At 53.5% G+C, this 24,197-nt stretch carries 23 protein-coding genes and 1 pseudogene; all 24 read left to right on the top strand.

Translation table 11 applies throughout. The annotated features are described in order from the left end of the window. Positions 1 to 1,860: pseudogene (locus F1381_RS28820) on the top strand (hypothetical protein); the annotation flags it as partial. Between the two features lie 18 nt (positions 1,861 to 1,878). Beyond that, complete coding sequence (locus F1381_RS28270) at positions 1,879 to 2,853, top strand: hypothetical protein (RefSeq protein WP_187355324.1); 975 nt, start codon at positions 1,879 to 1,881, stop codon at positions 2,851 to 2,853. An 18-nt stretch (positions 2,854 to 2,871) separates the two neighbouring features. After that, a complete protein-coding gene (locus F1381_RS13005) occupies positions 2,872 to 3,345 on the top strand; it encodes a DUF6630 family protein (RefSeq protein ID WP_151735279.1) in 474 nt (157 codons plus the stop codon). 253 nt (positions 3,346 to 3,598) lie between these two features. Beyond that, positions 3,599 to 4,105: an ankyrin repeat domain-containing protein gene (locus F1381_RS13000; RefSeq protein WP_151735278.1), complete on the top strand. Its 507-nt coding sequence runs from the start codon at positions 3,599 to 3,601 to the stop codon at positions 4,103 to 4,105. A gap of 163 nt (positions 4,106 to 4,268) precedes the next feature. Then, positions 4,269 to 5,309, top strand: a complete 1,041-nt coding sequence (locus F1381_RS28265; protein WP_187355323.1) for a hypothetical protein — start codon at positions 4,269 to 4,271, stop codon at positions 5,307 to 5,309. Positions 5,310 to 5,326: 17 nt separating this feature from the next. Continuing rightward, positions 5,327 to 5,995, top strand: coding sequence for a hypothetical protein (locus F1381_RS12990; protein ID WP_151735277.1), 669 nt, complete (start codon positions 5,327 to 5,329; stop codon positions 5,993 to 5,995). Positions 5,996 to 6,368: 373 nt separating this feature from the next. After that, positions 6,369 to 6,875: an ankyrin repeat domain-containing protein gene (locus F1381_RS12985; protein ID WP_425495272.1), complete on the top strand. Its 507-nt coding sequence runs from the start codon at positions 6,369 to 6,371 to the stop codon at positions 6,873 to 6,875. Between the two features lie 173 nt (positions 6,876 to 7,048). Further along, positions 7,049 to 7,441 (top strand): nuclear transport factor 2 family protein, encoded by a 393-nt coding sequence (locus tag F1381_RS12980; protein ID WP_151735276.1) that lies wholly within the window; start codon positions 7,049 to 7,051, stop codon positions 7,439 to 7,441. A gap of 233 nt (positions 7,442 to 7,674) precedes the next feature. Beyond that, the gene (locus F1381_RS12975; RefSeq protein ID WP_222850438.1) at positions 7,675 to 10,017 is read left to right on the top strand and encodes an ATP-binding protein; all 2,343 of its coding nucleotides are present in this window, start codon (positions 7,675 to 7,677) and stop codon (positions 10,015 to 10,017) included. A 2-nt stretch (positions 10,018 to 10,019) separates the two neighbouring features. Further along, positions 10,020 to 10,592 (top strand): Pvc16 family protein, encoded by a 573-nt coding sequence (locus tag F1381_RS12970; RefSeq protein ID WP_150275711.1) that lies wholly within the window; start codon positions 10,020 to 10,022, stop codon positions 10,590 to 10,592. A gap of 311 nt (positions 10,593 to 10,903) precedes the next feature. Next, positions 10,904 to 12,442 carry a phage tail sheath family protein gene (locus F1381_RS12965; RefSeq protein WP_151735274.1) on the top strand — a complete coding sequence of 513 codons (1,539 nt, stop codon included), beginning with the start codon at positions 10,904 to 10,906 and terminating at the stop codon, positions 12,440 to 12,442. A gap of 36 nt (positions 12,443 to 12,478) precedes the next feature. Continuing rightward, entirely contained in the window at positions 12,479 to 12,922 is a 444-nt protein-coding gene (locus F1381_RS12960; RefSeq protein ID WP_151735273.1) for a phage tail protein, read from the top strand. 156 nt (positions 12,923 to 13,078) lie between these two features. Continuing rightward, positions 13,079 to 13,447 carry a hypothetical protein gene (locus F1381_RS12955; protein WP_151735272.1) on the top strand — a complete coding sequence of 123 codons (369 nt, stop codon included), beginning with the start codon at positions 13,079 to 13,081 and terminating at the stop codon, positions 13,445 to 13,447. Further along, positions 13,444 to 13,629 (top strand): DUF6760 family protein, encoded by a 186-nt coding sequence (locus tag F1381_RS29175; RefSeq protein WP_187355329.1) that lies wholly within the window; start codon positions 13,444 to 13,446, stop codon positions 13,627 to 13,629. Before F1381_RS12955 ends, F1381_RS29175 begins: the two co-directional genes overlap by 4 nt. A gap of 9 nt (positions 13,630 to 13,638) precedes the next feature. Further along, on the top strand, positions 13,639 to 14,115 hold the full coding sequence (locus F1381_RS12950) for a phage tail protein (RefSeq protein WP_151735271.1): 477 nt from the start codon (positions 13,639 to 13,641) through the stop codon (positions 14,113 to 14,115). Positions 14,116 to 14,129: 14 nt separating this feature from the next. Next, positions 14,130 to 15,692 (top strand): hypothetical protein, encoded by a 1,563-nt coding sequence (locus tag F1381_RS12945; RefSeq protein ID WP_151735270.1) that lies wholly within the window; start codon positions 14,130 to 14,132, stop codon positions 15,690 to 15,692. Further along, a complete protein-coding gene (locus tag F1381_RS12940) occupies positions 15,692 to 16,303 on the top strand; it encodes a CIS tube protein (protein ID WP_151735269.1) in 612 nt (203 codons plus the stop codon). The genes F1381_RS12945 and F1381_RS12940 overlap by 1 nt, the downstream gene beginning before the upstream one ends. Positions 16,304 to 16,317: 14 nt before the next feature. After that, positions 16,318 to 17,361 carry a phage late control D family protein gene (locus F1381_RS12935; protein WP_151735268.1) on the top strand — a complete coding sequence of 348 codons (1,044 nt, stop codon included), beginning with the start codon at positions 16,318 to 16,320 and terminating at the stop codon, positions 17,359 to 17,361. Beyond that, on the top strand, positions 17,358 to 18,080 hold the full coding sequence (locus F1381_RS12930; RefSeq protein WP_151735267.1) for a phage baseplate assembly protein V: 723 nt from the start codon (positions 17,358 to 17,360) through the stop codon (positions 18,078 to 18,080). The genes F1381_RS12935 and F1381_RS12930 overlap by 4 nt, the downstream gene beginning before the upstream one ends. Before the next feature lie 32 nt (positions 18,081 to 18,112). Beyond that, entirely contained in the window at positions 18,113 to 18,499 is a 387-nt protein-coding gene (locus F1381_RS12925; RefSeq protein ID WP_151735266.1) for a PAAR domain-containing protein, read from the top strand. A gap of 4 nt (positions 18,500 to 18,503) precedes the next feature. Then, on the top strand, positions 18,504 to 18,899 hold the full coding sequence (locus F1381_RS12920) for a GPW/gp25 family protein (protein WP_151735265.1): 396 nt from the start codon (positions 18,504 to 18,506) through the stop codon (positions 18,897 to 18,899). Continuing rightward, positions 18,899 to 22,546 carry a putative baseplate assembly protein gene (locus tag F1381_RS12915; RefSeq protein WP_151735264.1) on the top strand — a complete coding sequence of 1,216 codons (3,648 nt, stop codon included), beginning with the start codon at positions 18,899 to 18,901 and terminating at the stop codon, positions 22,544 to 22,546. The genes F1381_RS12920 and F1381_RS12915 overlap by 1 nt, the downstream gene beginning before the upstream one ends. A gap of 15 nt (positions 22,547 to 22,561) precedes the next feature. After that, entirely contained in the window at positions 22,562 to 23,434 is an 873-nt protein-coding gene (locus F1381_RS12910; protein ID WP_151735263.1) for a baseplate J/gp47 family protein, read from the top strand. Then, on the top strand, positions 23,431 to 24,180 hold the full coding sequence (locus F1381_RS12905) for a phage tail protein (RefSeq protein ID WP_151735262.1): 750 nt from the start codon (positions 23,431 to 23,433) through the stop codon (positions 24,178 to 24,180). Before F1381_RS12910 ends, F1381_RS12905 begins: the two co-directional genes overlap by 4 nt. Positions 24,181 to 24,197: the final 17 nt, after the last annotated feature.

Raw genomic sequence — 24,197 nt, 5'->3', positions numbered from 1 at the left:
ATCAGCGTATTCCTCGATGTCATGGAGCGGATCGGCGCGCTCGGCAAGGCGGCCAAACGCTCGTTCAGCCATCTGGAGGGCAAGATGTGGGAGTATCTGATCGGTGTGGATATTTCGAAGCCGCTGGGTGAAATGGCGGAAGGAGAAGCGGCGGCGGAGCAGACGGCTGCGGCGGACGCCGGAGAAGCCGAGAAGCTGTCGGCGGATGACATCGAGATGGATGCCGTAGAAGAAGGCGAAATCTCGCCTGAGCTGGCGGAGGATATGAACCTGCGCGACGGTGAGACGCGAGAGCTGCCGGGCAGTGCGCAGCCGGCGACACTTGCGGGCATTGAGAAGGAGTTCGCAGTGGAGCAAGAGCCGCAAAGCCTGGCCGGGAAAGTCAAGGCCGGCGTGTCGATGCGCGCGAATAATGTCAAACTGGTGTTTGACCAAATAAAAACATATGTAATAAAATGGATGAAGGCGAACGGATTGAAATTGCTGGCAGCGATTGTCGGCACACTGGCTGCGGTGGTAGTGCTGGAGATTGTCACCGGCGGGGCCATCACCGCATTCCTTCCGGTATTGATGCAGTTCCTGATGACAGCCATGAATGCATCGGCTGTAGTGGCTGTGGCCCAGACCCTGGCGGATGCGGCGGGCTATATCGGCCAATATCTGAGCAAGGGCTGGCAGAAGCTGGTCGAGCCCGCTTCGATCGCCTTGGCGACGGCGATGGCAATGGGGCTGGTCGAGCTGGCGATGGAGCTGGGCTTCAAGGGCCTGGGCAAAGGCCTGAAGAAAGCCGGCGCAGCGGTGAAGAAAGGTGCCACCGCGGCGGCCAAGGGCGCCAAGAACGCGGCAAGCGCAGGCGTACGCAGCGTCAAGAGCCTGCTGAAATCCGGAGCCACCCTCGCTTCCAAGTCAGGCAGTATGATCATCCGTAACGGTAAAGTGGTGATCAAGAGTCTGCAAAAGGGATTCACGAAGGGGGTCACGAAGCTCAAGGGTCTGCTCGGCAAGATCCTGAACAGGTTCAAGTTCAAGCGGTTCGAGCTGGAACGCAAGGGCAGATACTTCTGGTTGTACGGAATAGTTAATCCCAAGATAGAGATTATGCACGGGAAACTACCCGACCAGGACTCTGAGGATCTGGCTAAGCGTGGGAAGAAGTCTCCTAACACTGGAAATGAGATTACAGAGGCGCTTGATGATGCTAAGATTTCTAAGAATCCGTCCAGTCCAGTTGATATTAAGAAAGAAATCCAACGATTAGATGATGAAATAGCAAGGATTCAAAGAAAAGGAAACAAAAAAGAGTTTAACAGATTAACCCGCAGAAGAAATAAGCTGGCCAATTCATTGAATACACCGGATGATATAAGTGCCAATTTTGACTTGAAGGCTGCGAAAGAGTATGAAAGAAAGATCAATAATCTCAAAGAGGATGGAACCAAGAAATATTTCACCCATGATAAGGGGGATTTTGGAGAAGAAATCGCGAAAAAAGTAGCTAAAGACAACAACTTAGGCGATGACGTCTCCTCCATGTTCCAGACAGGAAGAAATGGAATTGATTCAGCGTTCCTGTCGAAGGGGCCTCCTCCAAAATTAACAATAGTCGAGTCCAAAGCATCAGAGATGGCTAATTTTAAATATTCAGCCGGCCAGAAAGAAGGAGGAGCTAGTTATCTGGAGAGTATCCTTAAGCGATCGGGCTCCAAGTATGAAGAGCTAAGGAGAAACATGGCAAAATTAGAAAGGGAGAACCCCGGTCTGGAATTCGGCTACATCCGAGTTGAAACCGAGATCAAGATAACCCCAACCGGATTTGGTGTTGAGCGATTAAAGATCAAAGAATGGACTGAGATAAAATAGAATTCAAAGGAGCAAACTATGATCAATCCCAAAAAGCTGAAGACGGCATTTAAAAAATATAAAAAAGATGTAGTTTCCGGGACAAATTATGAAGTTGTCAGACAAGATTATGATGAAAGAAGCAATGAAGTTCAAGATATAGTGGATTCAAATCAGACAGAAAAAGATCATATATTACTGTTAAGTCATTTAGATATTTTCACTTATTACTTGAAGCAATGGAAGAAAGATGTCCTGGTGAATGGCGGTAAGCGGACAGAAACGCTAAAAATCATGCAGATGACGGTTTTCTACCAATGTATGGGACATGATCTGTACAAAGTAAAGTATCCAAAAATGAGAGTAGGATATTCTTTCGGGGACGTTGTAGGTGCGTTGATTCATTTCACTATGTTTGGCTGGGAGAAGGAAGAGAACATTTTATTTGACTTTATCGCCAATAATTTGGGAGGGCATTTAATGCAGGCCAGAGAATCGGACAGGCACATCTGGTTCTTGCTGGAGCTATACTTGCAGCTCAGAGATAAAAGATTATTGGACACCGATCAGCAGGTGCATCTTGCCGTGATTCAGAAATTTAAAGAAGCTGAGATTCCATACGGATTAATCCCTGAGGACCTTGGCATTTACGGTAAGGTGCTGGAGCAATGGAAGACAGCCAGTTCCTATGAAATGGAACAACTGATTGCTGAAATGTCCGTGCGCCATTCCGTATTGGTCTCGGAGATCGACAAAATGGGTGAATTCGGTGATTACAGATACGGTTTCTACCCGTATGAAATCCTATTTTTGCTGCATGCACGAACTAAAATCGGAATGCCTGTGCCTAATGAGTTCAATGATTTTTTAATGAATACACCAGAGGCGAAAATGGAGTTCAACATCCATGAGCCTTATCCCGAATGGGACCCGCTGATGCGGAGCATTGATGATTTCTATCGGAAGAATTATCCCGAGTATCTTCCCAATCAATATGGCGGACTATTTCAATAATTACCGGAGGGACTGTGTATGAGTGACGAAGTGTTTGTAGAGCTCATATTTGAAGACAAGAATGATGTAGATGCTATTCTGAATGATCGGAAGAATAGCAGACATGAGAGCATATTAGAATATGGGCTCTCCAGACAGAAGTTCTTGTACCTTGATTACAAAGGAGAACAGGACCAGGAGATCACAAGTTTTATACTGGATTATGAATTTGATCGAAACTTGGAACTGGCTTCTGGAGATGAGCTTGAGGAATTGGATGATTTTGAGTATGAGTTCTTACCTGATAAGGTCATGGAGACGAACCGGATTCTATCACAGAACGGTTACGGACTGTTTGCTTATCCTACCTCCGGCGATTTCTATGCATTATTCATCAGCAAGCTAGAGAACAGGGAAAGATTAGAACAGGTAGAGCTACTCCACGGAGAACATTTACCGCCCGAAGAGAAAGGAATTCAGTATTACCACTATGATGAGGAAGATATGCAGTAAGAGATGGCGCTATTGAGCATGCATCGACTGTAAGGGGAGAACGTACTAAAAGGGCAACTGTGGTCCAACGTCCATGGTTGCTCTTTTTATTAGTGCTGGGCATTGCGATATTTTGACCGGGAGAGTCCGCACTGGCTTGGCATAGGAGCTGTCAGTTGAAGACGAGGAAGGCTCTTTGAGACTGTAAAATATTGGGTTGAAGAGGGACAAAGAATACAGCAGTAGATAATTGAACAATGAGGAGAGGTTTGTTTTGGATAATGTAAATTTAATAAAGGAAATTAGGTCTGCAATTAAACGTGGCGATTTAAATGAGACGAAACGGTTAATAGGCGACGATCGAGAAGTTTTAAACACAATGACGGCATTCGGTTCATGGCTCCACGTAGCTGCAACAAAAGGTCAGCTTGAAATTGTGAAATTTTTAATAGAAACAGGTATCGAAATTGAAGCAAAAGACGACACGTTCGATGCATCTGCATTATATACGGCAGCTGGAGAGGGGCACTTGGAGATCGTAGAATATCTGATTAATCAAGGTGCAAAAATTGATGTGAGCTTAGCGCAGAGAAACCCATTATTCAGTGCCATATATGGTGGTCATATTGACACAGTAAAATATTTGGTTGAAGAGGGCATAGATATTTCAATTAAGTATACCGGTGAAAATATAAAAAATATGGATGCCTACGAGTATGCAAGGCAATTTGGACAAACAGAAATCGCTGAGTATTTAAAGAGACAACTAGAAGAAAAATAAGAAGATTCTTAGACTGAAATTAGACCACAAGAGGGGAACAAACTCTTGTGGTTTTTTTATCATCTCTGGCGTGGCGGCACGTCCGGATAATGGATGAAGGCGAACGGCTTGAAATTGCTGGCAACGATTGTCGGCACGCTGGCTGCGGTGGTAGTGCTGGAGATTGTCACCGGCGGGCTATATCGGCCAATATCTGAGCAAGGGCTGGCAGAAGCTGGTCGAGCCCGCTTCGATCGCCTTGGCGACGGCGATGGCAATGGGGCTGGTCGAGCTGGCGATGGAGCTGGGCTTCAAGGGCCTGGGCAAAGGCCTGAAGAAAGCCGGCGCAGCGGTGAAGAAAGGCGCCACCGTGGCGGCCAAGGGCGCCAAGAACGCGGCAAGCGCAGGCGTACGCAGCGTCAAGAGCCTGCTGAAATCCGGAGCCACCCTCGCTTCCAAGTCAGGCAGTATGATCATCCGCAATGGTAAAGTTGTGATCAAGAATCTGCAAAAGGGATTCACGAAGGGGGTCACGAAGCTCAAGGGTCTGCTCGACAAGATCCTGAACAGGTTCAAGTTCAAGCGGTTCGAGCTGGAACGCAAGGGCAGATACTTCTGGTTGTACGGAATAGTTAATCCCAAGATAGAGATTATGCACGGAAAACTACCCGACCAGGACCCTGAGGATCTGGCTAAGCGTGGGAAGAAGTCTCCAGGTAGTACCGGCAGCGAGATTGCAGAATCTATCCAGGATTCTAAAATAACCGGGGACCCAGCTCATCACGGCACTACAAAAAGAAATACTGAAATAGAGGCCAAATCTGAACCCGTATCTACTAAGGAGACGGGGAATGGTAGTGAAGGTCCGAAGAAGACTAGATGGCAGTATATAACCGAGTGGCATGATAAAAGGGTTTCAGAATTGTTCGGGAATCTAGATGGTAGAAGATTTAATGATGTCGGAAGAAATTATGATGCACGCTATAAAGGGAAAGATATAGAATATAAATCAGATAATTTTAACAACGGGCCACGAACCCAATCAGAGTTAACTCGAATGGAGCGGCAGATAGAGAAGGATATTAAACTTTTAAATTCCGAGGAGGCAAAACCACATTGGCACTTTGAGCATAACCCGACAACGGCGCCTGAAATGAAGCCGTTGCTGGATAAATTGACCGGTGCGGGCATACCTTGGACCTATGGTCCGGACAAACCATTTTAGAAGGCTGGAGGATAACTATGGGCACAACCTTTGCTGAATCTATGAAAGAAACCCTTGGCTTGGCCGTTGCCAAAATTGGGTACAAGTTTACATCTTCATTGATTTCTAAAGATAGCTACTGTGTGTTTGTAAAGCGATATAACGATAAAATCGGCCTGTATATCAAATGCACCGATAATCGGGCAAAGGGAGGTGATGTTGTAGTAGCCCTATGGATCGCACCGGTTGAATTTCCTGATGACAGATTAGAAGTGCTGAGTCTCGGATTTAAAATTGTGGTCTATTCTGAATATGAAATCTCTGACGAAATTGTGCAATCCATAGGCAACAAAATCATTGAATTAAGCGGGAGTATCTCCAGTCTGGCTGCAGCAGTAGAGAAGGATATGGCCAGTCCTTTCATAGCAAAAGGAAGGCAGAAATACTACTATTATTCAAGGAGAATGTACGATTTACTCTGTTCCGAAAAAGAGCTCTCACAGCCCCTTGAAGAACTGAAATCCTCAGCCAGAAAATGTGTTGATGCCAAACTCTCCCTTAATAAACTCGTGGCTCAGTGTACTGCAGTTATTAATAAATGGGGGGACACTTACTTCTCCGATTTGATGCCGCAGCTAGAACAGCTAGAGAATGAAGAAAAAGGGAGGTTATTAGCAGGCGTACTGTATGCGGAAATGCTGATTTAATATAAATGCAATAAAATCTTCATGTCTTACGTCTATGAGGTTTATGGAACTTGATTTTAAATTTATCACTTATGAATATTTAGAGGAGGCCAATTCCAACTTGAAAAGGTTGAGGATCGGCCTTTTTTCCTTAAAATGCCTTCAGGGTATTGAGTGTGGTATGTTTCCAGATTTAGATGCATCTTGAACTGCTCTTTCTGCAGCACTTAGCAAAATGTATAAACTATCTCTGATCTTATTATTGAAAATAAATCCAATAAAGGTAACATATATATATGACCTTTCAATCCGCGTTAATATGGTAACTTGGCGGTAAAAGTTCACTATAATCTTGGTAGTAGGAAATGAAATTAATAGAAATGGAGGCTTTATATTGATTAACGCAGCTAGTATAAAGGAAATCCGAAATGCTATAAAGGATGATGATATTCAGGAAGTGAAACGTCTGATAGGTTATGATAAAGAAATTTTAAATACGATGACTGCATTTGGCACATGGCTGCATGTAGCGGCAAAGAAGGGGCATCTCGATATCGTTAAGTTTTTGCTCGAAAAAGGAATAGATATAAATAAAAAGGGTGGTACCTTTGATGGATCTGCGCTAAATCTCGCGGCAGGAGAAGGGCATTTGGAAATCGTTCAGTATTTACTTGATCACGGAGCAGAGATCGATGTCAGTTTAGCTCAGAGAAATCCATTATTTGCAGCTATAGATGATGGTCATATAGAAGTGATCAAATATCTGGTTGTAAAAGGAATAGATACTTCAATTAAATACTCTGGTGAAAACATTGAGAACATGGATGCATACCAATATGCAAGACAAGTCGGACAAACAGAAATCGCTGAGTATTTAAAGAGACAACTAGAAGAAAAATAAGAAGATTCTTAAACTGAAATTAGACCACAGGAGGGGAACAAACTCTTGTGGTTTTTTGTCATCTCATATGTATCAGTAATTGGCGTTGTTGATGTGATAATTACATAAGCGATTAATATTAATTTGTGGTACGATGCGATCGAGACCATAAAAAAAGGAAGGCTGTGGATCGAATGAACCTTGATGTTGTGAAGGAGTTTTTTGCGCTAACCGAGCAATTTGTGACTGAGGAATCCCGTTATGCAGGCATTTTTCATCCTGACATCAAGCAGACCGAATATCCCAACTGGCTGACGGCAACCCTTACGGTCAGTGATTGGAAGGTGTTATTCCAACGGATGCCCAATGGGGCCAAGCTGCTGTCATCGCAGAGTTATGACATTCAGCACGCATTTGAGACAGAGAACGCCGTAATTACTGAGGTGATATGGACGGCGGTCGTCGGTGCGGATCTTGGGACTTTCAGAGCCGGGCAGGAGCTGAAGGCTTATTTTTGCTGTGTGTTTGAGTTTAGGGACGGATTAATTTTCCGCCAGCGCAATTACGATTGCTTTGAACGGTTCTGATTTCTGCTTGCTGTCTGTCGCGTGAAGGGAAAGAGGCTGTTTTTTCTGCTAACGATGAAGTAATAACTCTATCCCGCCTCTTTCCATTGATTCTTCTTCATTTCCACAAGCTTCTTTCCCTCCCCATAACCTGCTGAAAAATAGCTGGAACATTTTCTTTTCAGTTGTATTCCCCCCTCCCAAACTTCCATATTAGTGAACGAGAAAAATAAAGAGTGAGGACATCACATGTCATGAAACTCAAACGACAATCCAAATGGTTTGGTCAGCCTGTAATTGAAAAAGTAACCGGTACTGAAGTTCATCCAACACTTGCCGTGAATCAGCCGGAGTCTGCTGAAATGCGGGAAGAAACAGTGGTAGCGACGGAGGTGCACCAGCAAGAAGAGCTTATCGCACCTGAACAAACAGCAGACGCAAAACCGGTTCACCCTTACACCGCAAATGCCGAATATCTATCAGACGAGCTCCGCTTGCTAGACCTACGTCTGCGTTATTACCGCGCATCTGCCGGCAACGGGGAGCAGACGCTAATCGATGAGGAGATCATCGCTTTGCTGGGCGGTGATGCATCTCAGACGGAAACCGCACAAGGGCTTGCGTCCTCCATAACCTCTCTGGATCGGAACATTTCCGAGCGGCTGGCCCTAAGCAGGGAAGCAGGCGTTAAACTGATGCTGCCCCATATCGCCTCGAAGCTGAAGCTGTCGGTGCTGGAGCGGAATTGCCTCATTGCTTGTCTGGCCCCTGAGCTGGACCGGAAATATGAGCGCGTCTATGCCTGCCTCCAGAACGACCTCTCCGCCAGAGGCCCGGCCGTAGAGCTGATTCTGTCGTTGTTTGCAGAGTCGGGGGAGGAACAGCTGGCGGCGCGGCTCTCTTTCGAACGAACCGCACCGCTGATGCATGATCTGCTGGACCGCACAGGCGAATATGGAGACAGCCGCGTCCCGCTGATTGCCCGGCCGCTGAAGCTGGAGGACTGGAGCGTGAGCGCGCTGCTCGGCTTCGAGACGCTGGACGGGAGGCTGGCTCCGGCGGCCAGGCTGTATCCGGCAGACACTATTCCTGTAACAACAGAAGAAAGTGACATGCAGGTGAGACAAATGCTGCGCTTCGTGAACCGGCAACATGCCGGAGCGGAGGGCTGGCCCGGAACGCTGCTGTATTGCAGCGGAGGGGACGAAGCCGAGAAGCTTGCCGCCGCCGGAACTGTATGTAAGCGGCTCGGTGCGGCGCTGCTGGTTGCCGATGCGGGTAAGCTCCTGCTTGAGAATGGCTACCCTGAGCTACTGCGGCTGATCGGCCGGCATGCCCTGCTGCATCATACGGCGCTGCTCTTCACCAGCTTTGACGCACTGACAGCCGAGGATGACCGGTACAATCCGCAGATCCGGCTGCTGCTGCAAACGCTCGGCGAACGGGCTCCGCTCACGTTCATTCTGGGCGAGGCCGCGTGGCGGGAGAACCTGACGGAGATTCCTCTCCATTTCATGCAGGTTGACTTCCCGCTGCCGGATGCCGCCGCCCGCCGTAAAGCATGGCAAAGCTACGCTTCCGGCCACACCCTCTCAGAGGCCGTCGATCTGGCCGACTTAAGCGGAGCGTTCCGCTTCTCCAGAGGGCAGATCCGTGCGGCGCTGCGCGGCGGGGAGGACCTTGCCGTGTGGAACGGCTCAGCCAGCGGAGAGATCGGCGTGAAGGAGCTGTACCAGGCCTGCTACCAGCAATCCGGACGCACGATCCGCACATTGGCGAACAAGATTGATGCGGTGTATACCTGGGACATGCTGGTGCTGCCGCACGAAGCGATGGGACAATTGCGCGAAATATGCAACCAGGTGAAGTACCGTCCACTGGTATACGGGGAGTGGGGTTTTGCCGGGCGGCTGTCGCTGGGCAAGGGGTTAAACATTCTGTTCTCCGGGCCGCCCGGTGCCGGCAAGACGATGGCTGCCGAGGTCATTGCCACCGAGCTTAATCTGGAGATGTATAAGGTTGATGTCTCGCAGATTGTCAGCAAGTACATCGGGGAGACGGAGAAGAACTTATCGCGGATCTTTGACGAGGCGGAGACCTCGAACGCCATCCTGTTCTTCGATGAAGCCGATGCCTTGTTCGGCAAACGCTCTGAAGTGAAGGATGCCCATGACCGTTACGCCAATGTGGAGATCAGCTATCTCCTGCAGAAGATGGAGGAATACTCCGGCATCGTCATTCTTGCCACGAACCTGAACCAGAACCTGGATGATGCCTTCCTGCGCAGACTGAATTTCAAGCTGGAATTTCCTTTTCCCGAAAAAGAGCAGCGCGAGCAAATCTGGCGGGGGATGTTCCCGGCCGGTGCCCCGGTGGACGATACGGTCGACTACAAGTTCATCGCAGACAAATTTGCGCTTGCCGGCGGCAACATCAAGAATATCGCGCTGAACGCCGCTTTTTATGCGGCTCATGAGGGCTGTCCCATCGGGATGAAGCAGATCATGCTGGCGGCAAAGCGCGAATACCGAAAGCTGGGCAGAACCTTCCTGCAGTCCGATTATGCTCCATACCACCAACTGATTGAGGTGAACTGACGATGGCCGTGGATACCGGTACAGTGATCAGAGATGTCAGCACGAGCCTGAAGGCGCTGCTGAAAGCGGGTGTGCCGGAGCTGAACGATGACAGCTTCATCAGCTTCGGCTCCCCCAGCGATATTGACAGCTCTACGATGAAGCTGTCGATGTGTTTGTATTATTTGAGCCACAGCCCCAGCATGCGCAACAGCGAGCGGGAGGAGATCGGCGGCACAGAGGATTTCTATTACCCGCCGGCCTACCTGGATCTTTACTATCTGCTGACGCCATACGCCAAAGACCGGGAGACGGAGCAGCTTATTCTGGGACGGATCTTTCAGCTGTTCCACGAGCATCCGGTGCTGAGCGGCGCCGATCTGACCGGGAATCTGGCCGCATGCGGCAACGAGGAGATCCGGATTTCCTACAATAATCTGACGATCCAGGATATCAAGCAGCTCTGGGAGGTTTTCCCCGGAAAGCCGGCCAAGGTCAGCTTGTCTTATCTGGTCTCACCGGTGAGGCTGCCTGCCGACAAGCGGATTACGATCCCGCGGGTTCAGACCCGCGAACTCGGCATTCATCCATATTAGTCTGCTTCTTCTGTGAAAGGAGTGATTCATGGAGGATAACTGGAGCGGAGAATCATTTGTTTATTTGCACGAAGCATTAACAGGGAGCGCAGCTCACAAAACTAAGCGTATGCTTCCGATGCGAGTTTTGTACGAAGTATTACCAAGGAAGCGCAGCTCACAAAACTAAGCGTATGCTTCCGATGCGAGTTTTGTACGAAGTATTACCAAGGAAGCGCAGCTCACAAAACTAAGCGAATGCTTCCGATGCGAGTTTTGTACGAAGTATTACCAAGGAAGCGCAGCTCACAAAACTTTTAGGAGGATACAAGATGGCCAATTATTTATCGCCTGGTGTGTATGTGGAAGAAGTCTCCAGCGGGGTTAAGCCGATTGCCGGTGTGGGCACCTCGGTCGGGGCGTTTGTCGGAATCGCAGAAAAGGGTGTGATCGGCAAAGCGGTGCTGGTCACGAACTGGAGCCAGTTCGTCAGCGAATTCGGCCAGTTTATTCCAAACGGGTATCTGGCTTATGCGGTGTATAACTTTTTTGCCGAAGGGGGCACTTCCTGCTATGTGGTGAGAGCGGCTCCTACCGACATTCAGCCGGCCTCGCTGACCATCCGGGACACAGAGAACGGTGATCTCTTCAAGGTCGTTGCCCGTTCCGAGGGGGTCTGGGGCAACCGGATTTCGGTCAAGGTGAGCCAATCCTCCAACAAGCAACAGTTTGGCTTCAAGGTAGTTGTGCAGTATGACGAGGACGACGACTTTAACGACGAATACGCCGGTGAAGATGAAGAGGGCAAGATTGTCGAAGTATTCGACAACATGCTGCTGATCAATTTCGAAGAGAAGATCAACGAGGTGTCCGCCTTTGTAAAGGTGACTCCGCTGATCAATCTGGATGTCCTGGAAAATATGGAGAAAACTCCGGCCTTCAACGAGAACGCGCTGCTCCTCAGCGGCGGTGTAAACGGGATGTCGCCGATTGATTTCCTGGGCGATTCGGTGAACCGCAACGGGATCCATGCCTTCGACACCATCGACGGCATCAATATCGTGGCCGCTCCCGACCTGGCCGACATGGCTTATAGCCGCGGAACTATCCTCGATATGCTCAATTACTGCAAGCAGCGGAAGGATTGCATCTTCATCGTCGATCCGCCGCACGGCCTGACCCCAACCGAGGTTAAGGACTTCAAGGCTGGTGCGGGCAACTTCTCCGGTAACTCCTTCAACACGTCTTACGGCGCGCTTTATTATCCGTGGGTGTACATCAATGACCCGCTGACCGGTAAGCAAAAGCTGGTGCCGCCTTCCGGCGCTATCGCCGGAACCTACGCTTACGTGGACTCTGTGCGCGGTGTGCACAAGGCTCCGGCCGGAACAACGGACGGCTATCTGGACACGGTGGTGGGCATCGAGAAGGTCATCACCAAAGCGGAGCAGGAGCTGCTGAACCCGGAAGGCATCAACGTCATCCGCTCGCTGCCGGAAGGCATCTGCGTTTGGGGTGCACGGACATTGTCCTCCGACTCCGAATGGAACTATGTTAACGTGCGGCGCCTGATGATGTACATCGAAGAATCGCTGGACGAAGGCAGCCAGTGGGTGGTCTTTGAGCCGAACGACCCGAGCCTGTGGGGCAAAGTCAAGCGCAACCTGACGGCCTTCCTGACCCGTGTCTGGAGAGACGGCGCGCTTTATGGCACTACGCAGGAGGAAGCATTCTTCGTCAAGGTGGACGAGGAGAACAATCCGCCTGCGGTCCGGGATGCCGGCCAGCTGATCATTGAAGTCGGCGTGGCTCCGGTGAAACCGGCCGAATTCGTGGTCATCCGGGTCAGCCAGAAGACATTGTCCAAATAACAGACTCATATCAGAGCATGAGAGGAGAAATACGATATGGCAACAGGCAAAAGACTGGATCCTTACCGCAATTACCGCTTCCGGGTGGTCATTGACGGCATTCAGACCGCAGCGTTCGCCGATGCGACAATTCCCGACACCTCTACCGAGGCCGTCGACTACCGGGAGGGCATTGATGCGCCGCATTCGCGCAAGCTGTCCGGCCTGACCAAGTTCGGCAACATCACGCTGAAGAAAGGTCTTACTGACTCGCTGGAGCTGTACAACTGGCGCAAATCGGTCGAAGACAAGGGCGCGCTCAAGAACCGCAAGAGCTTGTCCATCATTCTGGTGGACGAGGAGGGCAATGACAAGGCGCAATGGGATATCCTCGAAGCCTGGCCGGTCAAATACGATGTCAGCGCGCTCAGCGCCAAGGGCAACGAGGTGTCGGTCGAATCGCTGGAGCTGGTGCATGAAGGTGTACGCCGGGTGAGATAAGCCGTATGCTCCGCCGCCGGGCAGCCGACAACATACGCCTCAACCTAAAAAATTATAGGCCTGTATGAAAAGGATCGGCACCGGAATGGCGCAGCGGCTTAAGTATTCCTGAGAACCCCGGACGAATCCGGGCGGAAGCGAGGTATAGACGAAAGCATGGACATTTTGCAAACCGAATTCAGCTTCACTCTACCCAAGGGCTACGTGGATGGCACGGGTACCCTGCATAAGCAGGGCACCATGCGGCTCGCAACCGCAGCGGACGAAATTATGCCGCTGCGCGATTCGCGGGTGCAGCAGAACCCGGCCTATTTAAGCGTGATTCTGCTCTCGCGGGTGGTTGTCAGCCTGGGCGGCCTGAGCATGATTACACCACGGGTCATCGAAGAGCTGTACACCGCGGATTTTGCCTATCTGCAGGAAATGTACAACCGGATCAACCAGAACGGATCCAATACCTTGCATACCAAATGCCCGAAGTGCGAGCAGCCGTTCGAGATTGAGCTGGAGACGTTGGGGGAATAGTCGGCTACCCCCTTGACCGCCTCTATGAGGAGGTAGCCTTTCTGACCTATTACCTGCACTGGGATTACGCGACCGTGCTTGGCCTGGAGCATCCCGAGCGGGACCGCTGGTGCCGGGAGGTCAGCAGCATTAACCGGAAGCTCGGCGGAGGGGAAGAGAAGAAGGAGTTCTTTGAGGCTTAGGAGGTAATTATGCGGCCAAATATTCTGAATATCGGGGCCAGACGGAACTGGGTTCCGGGGTACCGGGAAGACCCCTATCTTGCTTATAACTTTATCGTGGAGATCGACGGAATATCAGTCGCCGGCTTCAGCGAGGTCTCCGGTCTGAGCATCGAAACCCAGGTGGAGCGCAAAACATTCGGCGGTGAGAACCACAAGGAATTTGTGTTCCTGACAGGGACGAAGCACTCTGATCTGACGCTGAAGAATGGAGTGACCGGAGACAATTATTTATGGAGCTGGTATCAAAATGTGATGAATGGGGTCATCAGCCGGCGCAGCGGCTCGATCTGCCTGCTGGATCATTCCGGCAATCCACAGGTCTGGTGGAATTTCATCGAAGCCTGTCCGATTAAATGGGAAGGACCGGCGTTCAATGCAGGCAGCAGCAGTATCGCTGTGGAAAGCCTGGTGCTGACTCACAACGGGCTGTACCGGTACAGATAGCGATGAGCCTGATCTTGCTAAAGCGGATAACCACCACGGGAATTCCGGCAGCGCCTGATTTTGCCGGCAGGATCAGCGGGAAATACGGAATCCTCCGCCATCGCCAGGCGCTTACCGGCCTGATTCTGCGCAAGCTGAGCTTTCAGCTGTCTGGCTGGCCCGAGACCGATGCCGCTCCAGCCGCTGTAACGAACATACATCCTGTGCAGCTTGTCCAAATCCGGCAGGAGTCCGCCCATCGGCCAATGACAAGCACGGTGCTGCCGGAACGGGTGATCCGGACACTGCTTGTGAAGCATACCTCAAGTATCGTCATCCGCCAGCAGGCGATTCCTCCCGGCCCGGAGCGGGAGATTACGGGAGCTGCCGTCAGGGCAGCCGCTTCCGCTGCTCCGCTGCATCATCCGGAGCAGGAAGAAGCCGGCAAGGCCGGGCATTACGCCAGGCCGGTTCCGCAGCCGGCAAGAGAGCTGGAACTGCCCTCAGGAAGAGCAAGGGTGCCGGAACGGCAGCTTAAGACCGGTTACCGGCTGCCCGCAGAGCGGGTGCAGGAATTCGCACGGTCCGTTGTTCCTTCAGTAGTAGAGGACGGGCCTTGGAATTTAGGCAGGGTAAGAACACACCAATTACAGCATATAACAACTGGGAAAAGTAATTCCATTGCTGCTGCTGATCCGTGGCAGGCGGTAAAGTCTGCCGGACGGCAGCTGCGTGTTCTGCAGATCCATTCCCATAATCGCGAGGCCCGTTCTTCCTCTAATCTGCAGGAAGTGCAGCAATATTCAGCTCCGCCACAACGGATGATTCCGTTAAGTCTTGGGCCTGGACGGCAAGCGGCGGCCTCATTACCCGGAACGGTGATGCAGGCGGGAACGGCCCGGTCCGGCGGATCAGCTGATCCGGATGGCCCCGTACCTGCTGCCGTAGTACCGCAGATGCAGCGGGCTCTGCCTGAGACGCTGAAGCTTACTGCAGGCAAGGGGGTAGCCCAAGTACTGGCCGGACTTGCATACCGGGGGCCCTCCGCTGAGAGCGGACGGACAATCTTTCCTGCTAGAACAGTCACTCAACACGCTGCGGGTGAGCGGAGTACACTAATGAGTCCGCTTCCGGCTTCCGTTCAGGAATCCCGGACGGAACTCCAGATGCTGCAGCAGCGGCACCGGCCCGTAGATGCTTTCGGACCCCAAAGGAGATCTGCCCCGCCGGTGTATCCCGTCAGCGGCCCGGCGCTTCCCGTGATGCCGGAGCTGCAGAACAGACCGGCTGTGAATACGCCGGGGCGGGCCATGCGCGGCACAGCGGAGCTTCCGTTTGCGGAGCTGCTTCATCACAGGCCAGAGCAGCGGAAGGCTGCGGCGGGGGCGGCAGCGGGCAAGCCGGCTGGACAACCTGCAGAGCGCATGCAGTCTCCGCAGGCGGGAGGGCATACCCCGGCTGCAGCGGGGCCGGCGCCCAGGGAGGCCGCCCGGCAACCGAAGGTCAGTGCGGAAGAGATCCATCAGCTGGCGGAGCAGGTATACCAGGTACTGGAGAAACGAATAGCCATTCGCAATGACCGGAGGGGGCTTAGGTAATGGCGGAGAAAGCGAAGATTATTCCGCTGGATATGGGCGGCGGTGCCATTGAGGTGATGTATAACCCCAATGAGTACACCGTTTCTTTTGAAGGGAAGTATACAGGCGAGAAGAACAACAAGCAGTTCCAGATTAGCGAAACGCCGGAGTTCAAGGTTTCTTTATTCTACGATACTTACGAGAAGCGCAGCGATGTGCGCAAGCTGACCCGTAAGCTGACCTCACTGCTTGACCCCAAGGTCAGCGGAAAGAGCACGAAGCGGCCGCCGGTGTGCTTGTTTGTCTGGGGCGGCTTTACGTACCGCGGGCTGCTGAGCAAGATTGAGCAGAAATTCACGATGTTCCTGGAGAACGGCACACCCGTACGCTCGCTGCTGGATGTCACGTTCATCACGGATGAGCCGGATAAAACAGTTGAGGACAACCAGGGGCTGAATGCCTGCCGTAAGCTGTGGATCGTCAAGAGCGGCGACCGGCTGGATCTCATTGCGAACGAAGCGCTGAAAGAGCCGCTGGCCTGGCGGAGAATTGCCGAACTGAACGGGATTGTCAATCCGATTGGCTTTCCCGGCAAAAATGATATCGGAAGGACGCTGGTCATTCCGGATTAAGGCGGGGGCTGAAGATGAGCACCAGTGTAGCGAACTACAAAATTGAACTGAATGGAAGCAAGCTCGCCGCCGGCCTTACGGCCGCTGTGGAAGGCGTGACGCTGGAGGATGAAATCAACCTGCCGGCTTTGTTCTCCATCCGGCTGAATATGGTGGACTCCGGCAATGGCATGTGGCGCGGCATTGATCTGAAGACGCTGAAGCCCGGCGACAAGGTGAAGCTCTCGCTCGGGCTGGACAAAGCCGTGCCGCTGATCAGCGGGGAGATTACGTCGCTGGATCTGAATTTCTCCGAGCATTCCGTACTCGATATCCGCGGGTATGACCTGCTGCACAGGCTCCGCATGGGCACGCGCAGCAAGGTGTTTCTCAAGAAGAAGGACAGCGAGATCGCTGCGGAAATCGCCAAGGAGCATGGCTTGTCGCCTGTGGTTGACGATACGGCTACTGTGCATCCCTATCTGTTCCAGAACAATCAGAGCAACTACGAGTTTCTCCTGGAACGGGCCGCGCTGCTCGATTATGAGCTTTATGCCGACGACAAGACGATGTATTTCGTCAAGTCGCGGGCACAGAAGGCCCCGACGCTGCCGGAGCTGAGCTTCAAGAAGGATTTTGAACGGCTGAACCTGGAGCTGCGGACGCTGACCCGCGGCAGCAAGGTTAAGATCCGCGGCTGGGATGTCAAGGAGAAGAAAGCGCTGGAGGCCGAGGCCAAGGCGGGCGATGAGACAGCCAAGATGGGCGGAAAGGAGACCGGGTATGCGATCTCCGCCAAGGGGATCGAGGAATCGCCGATTGCCATTATGGCGGAGAATCTGCTGGACATGAGCGAAGCGAAAGCGCTGGCCAGCGCCGCATACAACAGCAGGCTGCGTGATTTTATCGCCGGCGAAGGCATGTGCTGGGGCAATCCGCAGCTGCGCGCGGGCCAGACGGTGAAGCTGCTCGGCATGGGCGAGCGCTTCAGCGGGATCTATTACGTCGTGTCCACCGTCCACAAGCTGGACAGTAAAGGGTACACAACGACTTTTAGAGTAAAGAGGACAGGCCTATGAACGAAGGACCGGGAATTGGAAGCTTCAGCGAAAGTCTGCTGAATGACGGGCGGATTTACGGCGTTCTGACAGGAATTGTGATCAAGAACGATGCGGTGAACGATAAGGAAAAGCCGGGTCCCGGGCGGGTAAAAGTCAAGATTCCGCTGCTGGGCATGGCCGAATCCAACTGGGCGCGCATCGCTTCTCTGATGACGGGCAAGGGCAGAGGCATTTTCTTTCTGCCGGAGGTGGATGATGAGGTGCTTGTGGCCTTCGAGAATGGGGATGTCAACCGTCCGTATGTGATCGGCTCCCTCTGGAACGGCAAGGATGAACCGCCCGAGACGAATGCCGACGGCAAGAACAATCTGCGGGTTGTGAAGACCCGGAGCGGGCATCTGGTGGAGTTCAGCGACAAGGCCGGCGAAGAGCGTATCAGGCTGATCTCGGCCAAAGGCCACGCTATCCTGCTGGATGACAAGAGCGGCAGCGAAAGCATCCAGATTATCGACAAGGCAGGCAAGAACAAAATCGTGATCCAGACGAAGGACAACAAGGTCTCCATCATTTCCGGCAAGGATCTGGAGATTTCTGCTCCAAGCGGCAAGCTGACGCTGACTGCTCAGACGGTAGAAATTAACTCCTCCGCTGACACGAAGATTGAAGCCAAGGCCGGGATGAACGTCAAGGCTGCGGGCAGTATGGCGCTCAAAGGAGCGATGATTAACCTGAATTAACGCACACATCAATTAGCGAGGGAGCTGGAGGTATGGGACAACCGGCGGCCAAGAAGGGCGACCGCATTGTTGCCACGGATATGCATATTGTCATTCTCCCCGGACCGGCGCCGACTCCGTTGCCGCACCCATATACGGGGATCATCGACGGCGCACTCAGCGGCAACGTCAATATTATGGGCCAGCCCGCCGCCACAGTCGATTCCACGGCTACGAATACGCCGGGACATGTTCCCCAAGGCGGCCTGTTTCAGAAGCCGCCCCATAACAAAGGCACCATTGTCGCCGGAAGCACCAGTGTCAAGATTAACGGCAAGCCGGCGGCGCGGAGCGGGGACGCGGCCAAGACCTGCAATGACCCGGCCGATCTGCCCGTAGGAAAGGTGATTGCGGCGGGAACGGTTTTTATAGGAGGTTAGCAAGATGGAAGTAGTAGATTTCTTGGGCCGGGGCTGGAGGTTTCCGTTCGCTGTGCAGCGGGGCAGCACCAGTGTATCCGCCGGTGAAGACGCCATCAGGGAGTCGATCATCCTGATCCTGTCTACCGCCCGCGGGGAACGGGTCATGCGTCCCGATTTCGGCTGCCGGCTCAGCGAGCTGGTCTTTGCGCCGAACAATATGAGCACCGCCACACTGATCCGCAGCTATATCGAAGAAGCGCTGCTGAACTGGGAGCCGCGGATCGAGGTGGAGGATATTACGGTAACGCCGCTGGCCAACCAGTCACAGCTGGACGTATCCATTGAATATTCCATCCGGGCCAGCAACAGCAAATACAATCTGGTGTATCCATTCTTCCTTGAAAGCGTGGGGAAATAATGCCAAACTCAGTGCCATTGATTGACAGCCGGAATCAGGATCAGCTGGTTACAGAGCTGCGAAGCTTAATTTACAGGTATTGCACCAAGGAATGGAGTGACCTGACCGAGCTTGCAGCCGATAAGAAGGCCGAAGCCATGATCCATATCTTTACGGATATGCTGGGCAAGGTGACGGAGCGGCTGAACAAGGCCCCGGAGAAGCACTTGATCTCCTTTCTGAACATGGTCGGCATCAGCCCGACTCCGCCGCGGGCGGCTAAAGCGCCGCTGCTGTTTACACCCAAAGATGATGCCCAGGGGACAGGCACCATTCCGGCGGGCAGCAAGGTATCCGCCCAGCCCGATAGCGGAGGAGAACTGATCTTCGAGACCGACAAGGATCTTACGGTCATCAAGTCCCGGCCGGTCCGGGCAGCCAGTGTCGATCCGCTGCGGGACAAGTGGAGCAGTCATGACTTTCTGTTCTCGGATGAAGATCCGGGCGCCAGAGCGGAGTTGTTCACCGGAGATTCTGCAGTGATTCACCGGCTGTATCTGGGCCACGGGCAGCTGCTGGGCTTCGGGGAAGCCGGCAGCCGGTTAACGGTGTACCTGAACAAGCCGGAAGATACGGGGTCGCCGGAGAGCGGAAGCATTGAACAGGGGAATGTGCCTCTGACGATGGACTGGTTCTGCTTCGATAAGGACGGGAACCCCGTCCGTCTTACCCCTGCGGTGAGCCGGGAATGGGGAGATTCCATCTGGGGAGCGGCCTACCAGTTCGACGGGTTAAGCGGAGTCCAGGCCAAAACGGTCACCGGATATGATGCAGCAGGCGCTACTCGGGAATGGAACAGCAAATGGCTGTATGCGGAGCTCCGGACAGAGGTGAGCTCAGCCGCAGACATGCCGGACATTGAAGGGCTCCATCTGGCGCTCAGCATCGCCAGTCCGGCGCCGCTGCAGCCGGATACTGCTCTCGGAGGCGGTGCTGCACTTGATTTGGGCAAGGACTATTACCCCTTCGGCGATAAGCCGAAGGTGAACGATACGTTCTACATTGCCTGCGGCGAGGCTTTCTCCAAGGAAGGCGGGGAGATTGCCGTCCATATTGCGTTGTCCGCCCCGGCGATCAGCCCGCTGCCGGACACGAAGTTCGTGCAGCTTAGCTGGGAATATTGGGACGGGGCAAGCTGGAGCGCAATTACGGGCTTGCAGTCGGAAGCCCAGTCCGGCTCAGCGGAAGGGACGGGGCGTCCCGATCTTCTGACCGCCAGCGGGGTCGTGCGCTTCCGTTGTCCGGGCATCCGCAGAACGGAGCTGAACGGAGAGGATAATTACTGGATCCGGCTGCGTATTACCGGTGGCCATTACGGCGAGGAAGCGAAATACGGCTACCGGGACGAGGAGGTGCAGGTCGGAGACAATACGGTGACCATTGCCCAGCTGCAATTTACCGAAGCGACCTATAAGCCGCCGTCTCTGCAAAAGCTCAGCATCTCTTATCAATACACCATGGAGGATTGTCCTGAGGTTGTGCTGACGGAGAATAATTTCGTGTTCGCGGAGAAGACACGGGAATGCAGAGAGGAAGGACTCTATTTCAAGCCCTTCTATCCTTGTACGGAGCCGTCCCCGACCTTATATATTGCCTTCGACCAAAATCCGGCCAATCTGCCGGTGTCGCTGTTCTTCCCGTTGACCGGTGAGCAGCTCGGGGTAAGTCCGGTGATTGCCTGGGAATACTGGGACGGCCGCAGATGGCTGACGCTCCCTGTCAGCGATGATACCAGGGGCTTTACCCGCAGGGAAATGCTCCAGTTCGCTGCGCCGGCGGATACCGGCCGCCGTGCGCTGTTCGGGACCGAGCATTACTGGATCCGTGCCCGGCTGGAGGAGGGCAGCTTCGACATTGCGCCGCAACTGGATGCCATCTATTCCAACGTGGTATGGGCGCACAATGTCAGCACCATTGCCGGCGAGCTTCCCGGCTCCAGCAACGGGGAAGAGAACCAGAGCTTCCAGTTATCTAAGACTCCGGTGCTGCCAGGCCAGCGGCTGTGGGTCCGCGAGGCTTCGGGTCAGTCGGAGTGGAGCTTGTGGGAGGAAGTGGACGCGTTCTCCTTGTCCGAAGCGGATGGGCGGCATTACATGCTCGATCGCACCAGCGGTACGATCAGCTTCGGCGACGGCCGGAACGGCATGATTCCGCCGATGGGTGTCGACAATCTCAAATGCGATTACCAGTATGGAGGGGGAGCTGCGGGCAACGTTGCCGCCGGCTCGATTACGAGAATGTGGGACAGCTTCGACTGGCTGGACGGCGTAACCAATCCGGTTGCTGCGGACGGCGGCTTTGACCAGGAAGGCACGGAGCAGGCCATCGTCCGCGGCCCGCATTCGCTGAAGAGCTGGGACCGCGGGGTTACCGCAGAGGATATCGAATGGCTCGTACGGGAAGGCATGCCACGGATCGCCAAGGTGAAGTGTCTCGGTGCCCGAAACCGTGACCTGGAGTTTGTGCCGGGAACGGCTACAGTGATTGTCGTGCCGGAGAAGGACGAGCCGAAGCCCGTGCCGAGCCAGGAGCTGCTCAGTGAGATTGAAGCCTATTTACTGGAGCGGACGGCGGCCATCCTTGGTTCTCCTGCTCCGCGCATAGCCGTAATCGGCCCTGACTATGTGCGTATCGGCATTGAAGCGACTGCGGCATTCACCTCGGTGGAGCAGCGTAAAGTGGCGGAAGGCCGGATGATTGAAGGGCTGAAGCAGTTCTTCCATCCGCTCTATGGAGGGCAGTACGGCGAGGGCTGGGCGCTGGGGAATAACCTGTACGTATCAGAGGTTTATGCCCTGCTTAAGAACACGCCTGGAGTGGACTATATTTCGGACATCGCCGTAAAGGCTTCTCTGCAATGCTATACGCTGGGCATTGAGCCGCTGGAGAGCGGTCCCTACCGTCCGGCTGTGGAATATCCGAAATACAGCGCGGTGCGGATGAATGACGGCACCGTTCAAATGGCGCTATTCGAAGGGGCGGCGGCAGGCAGCAAGGTGAAATCCCTGATGGTCAAAGGCTTCAGGGAGAATGCGGAGATTCAGCTGCGCTACCGCAATTACAGCCCGGTCAAGCTGAAGGTCCTCTCGATTGACGGCGATATTCTGGAATGCCGGACCTGGGACGGCGAAGAGCTGAAGCTCAGCTATCCTGAAGGCAGTGATGTCGAATACACCCTGCCCGGAGATGCCCTCGTACGCTCTTATATCATGAATGAAGTCCCGGCAGGCGCAGACACCTTTTTCCTGAAAATCGCCGTCTTCGAGCCGGGTGACATTGTGTACCTCAGCCGCAACGATGAATATATCAACTCTACACCGCTGAAGCTCAGCCAGGCCAGCAGCGAGAACATTTTCCTGGAGGAGAACGAGCTGATATACGGCGGCACGCATCTGATCAACAAGACGGATGCTCCGGTGTTCGCATATCTGCTGGATAAGCAGGGGGACATGCTTCATGATCTGACCGCTGCGCAGCCGGAATGCGCCCTTGCGGAAATCCGCAGGGAGGACCGGAAGTATATCACCGGAACCGCCGGCATACCGGCAGGGGTGGAGCGCTGCCCGTATTGTTCTACGCAGGACACGCGTCTCCATGCCAAGCATTAGAAAGGAGGAAGGCCTATGGCGCTTCCGATACCGAATTTGGACGATCTGGATTTCGAGCAGTTGGTCGCCGACGCCAAATCGCTGATACCGCTGTATGCTCCGGAGTGGACGAATTATAATCCCTCCGACCCGGGCATTACACTGGTCGAGCTGTTTGCCTGGTTCAGTGAAATGGTGCTGTACCGCCTGGATCAGGTGACAGATGCCAGCAAGCAGGAGTTTCTGAAGCTGCTGGGCACAGCGCTGAAGGACGGCGAGGACCTGACGAACGGTATCCGCCGGGGGGTACAGCAGTTCAAGGAAACCTACCGTGCAGTTACGGCGGACGATTACCGGGAACTCGCCAGGCAGGGACTGGCCAAGATTCCGGGCATACAAGACAAGTACCCGGACCTGGCGCTGCGTACGCTCTGTCTGATCAACACGGATATGGAGTATGGTTCGGCCATGGACAAAGAGAGCTTCGGCCACGTGTCCGTGATTCTGGTGCTGCAAACCGCCAGGCAGAATGATCTCCTGCGCGAAATCACAGAGATTAAAGCCGCCGTCAAGACGTATCTCGACGCCCGTAAGCTGCTGACCACGCGGGTGCATGTGGTCGAGCCCGACTACCGCGATGTATCTGTCTTTATGGTGGTATCCGCAAAAAATAAAGGAATTTCCGCTACGGTAAGCGAAGCGGTAAGCCGCTTCCTGGACCCCGTATCCGGCGGAGAAGAGGGAGAGGGCTGGCCTCCGGGACGGAGACTGTATGCTTCCGACCTGTACCACCTGGTTGAAGCCATCCCCGGTGTGAATTACGTTGCCGCCTTGTCGCTGGATTCGCCGGAGCTTAGGCCCTACCAATTATTCCGGCTGAAGGAGCTGAAGGTGGAGGTGGAGGAATGACCACTCAGGAGGATTACAGTTATGTGAATTATTTGCCGCGGATCTTTCAGCAGCAGGCCAACCAGTCTGAGGCGGACTTTTTTCTGGGGCGGTTTCTGAAGGGCTTTGAGGCGCTGCTCTCGGGCAAGACAGGGGCGCTCAGCGGAGAGTCGGCGGGAATTGAAGCCCTGCTTGACGGATTTCATCACTATTTCGATCCGCTCAAGACCCCGGCGGCCTTTCTACCCTGGCTGGCAGGCTGGCTTGGCCTCACTCTGACCGATGGTGAGGAATACGACGGTAACCTTGACACTTACGAACGGGCACTTCACCCGGCGCAGCTGCTTCCGCTGCCTGCTGACCGCAGCACAGTGAACCGCAAACTGCTTGGCGGAATTATGGAGCTGTATAAGAAGCGGGGTACCCCTGAGGGGCTTGCGGAGTATTTGCAGGTGTTTGCCGGAGAGGAGGCCGCCATTCATATCGAGAGCTATGAGGAGCCGGTCCGCTGCGGCAAAGGCAGCCGCATCGGCATCAATACGATGGCCGGACCGGCGGAGCCGAGTTATTTTACCGTCCACGTCATCCTCCCCGCACACAACCGGAGCCTGCTTCAGAACAAGGTGAACATCCTGCAGGAGGTGCTCCGCCGGGAGAAGCCGTTCTACACCAATTACAGCCTGAATATCGAGGTGCCGCGGATGCGTCTTGGCGTGTACGGCCGTGTAGGTATGGAGACCTTGGTCGGAGGAATGCGAGAGGATTAGAGATTACAAATCCGGAG

The sequence above is a fragment of the Paenibacillus tengchongensis genome (genome assembly GCF_008973665.1).
GTDB lineage: Bacteria > Bacillota > Bacilli > Paenibacillales > Paenibacillaceae > Paenibacillus_AQ > Paenibacillus_AQ tengchongensis.
The sequence above is the reverse complement of the archived record's forward strand: the minus strand, read 5'-3'. Positions and strand labels throughout refer to the sequence as shown.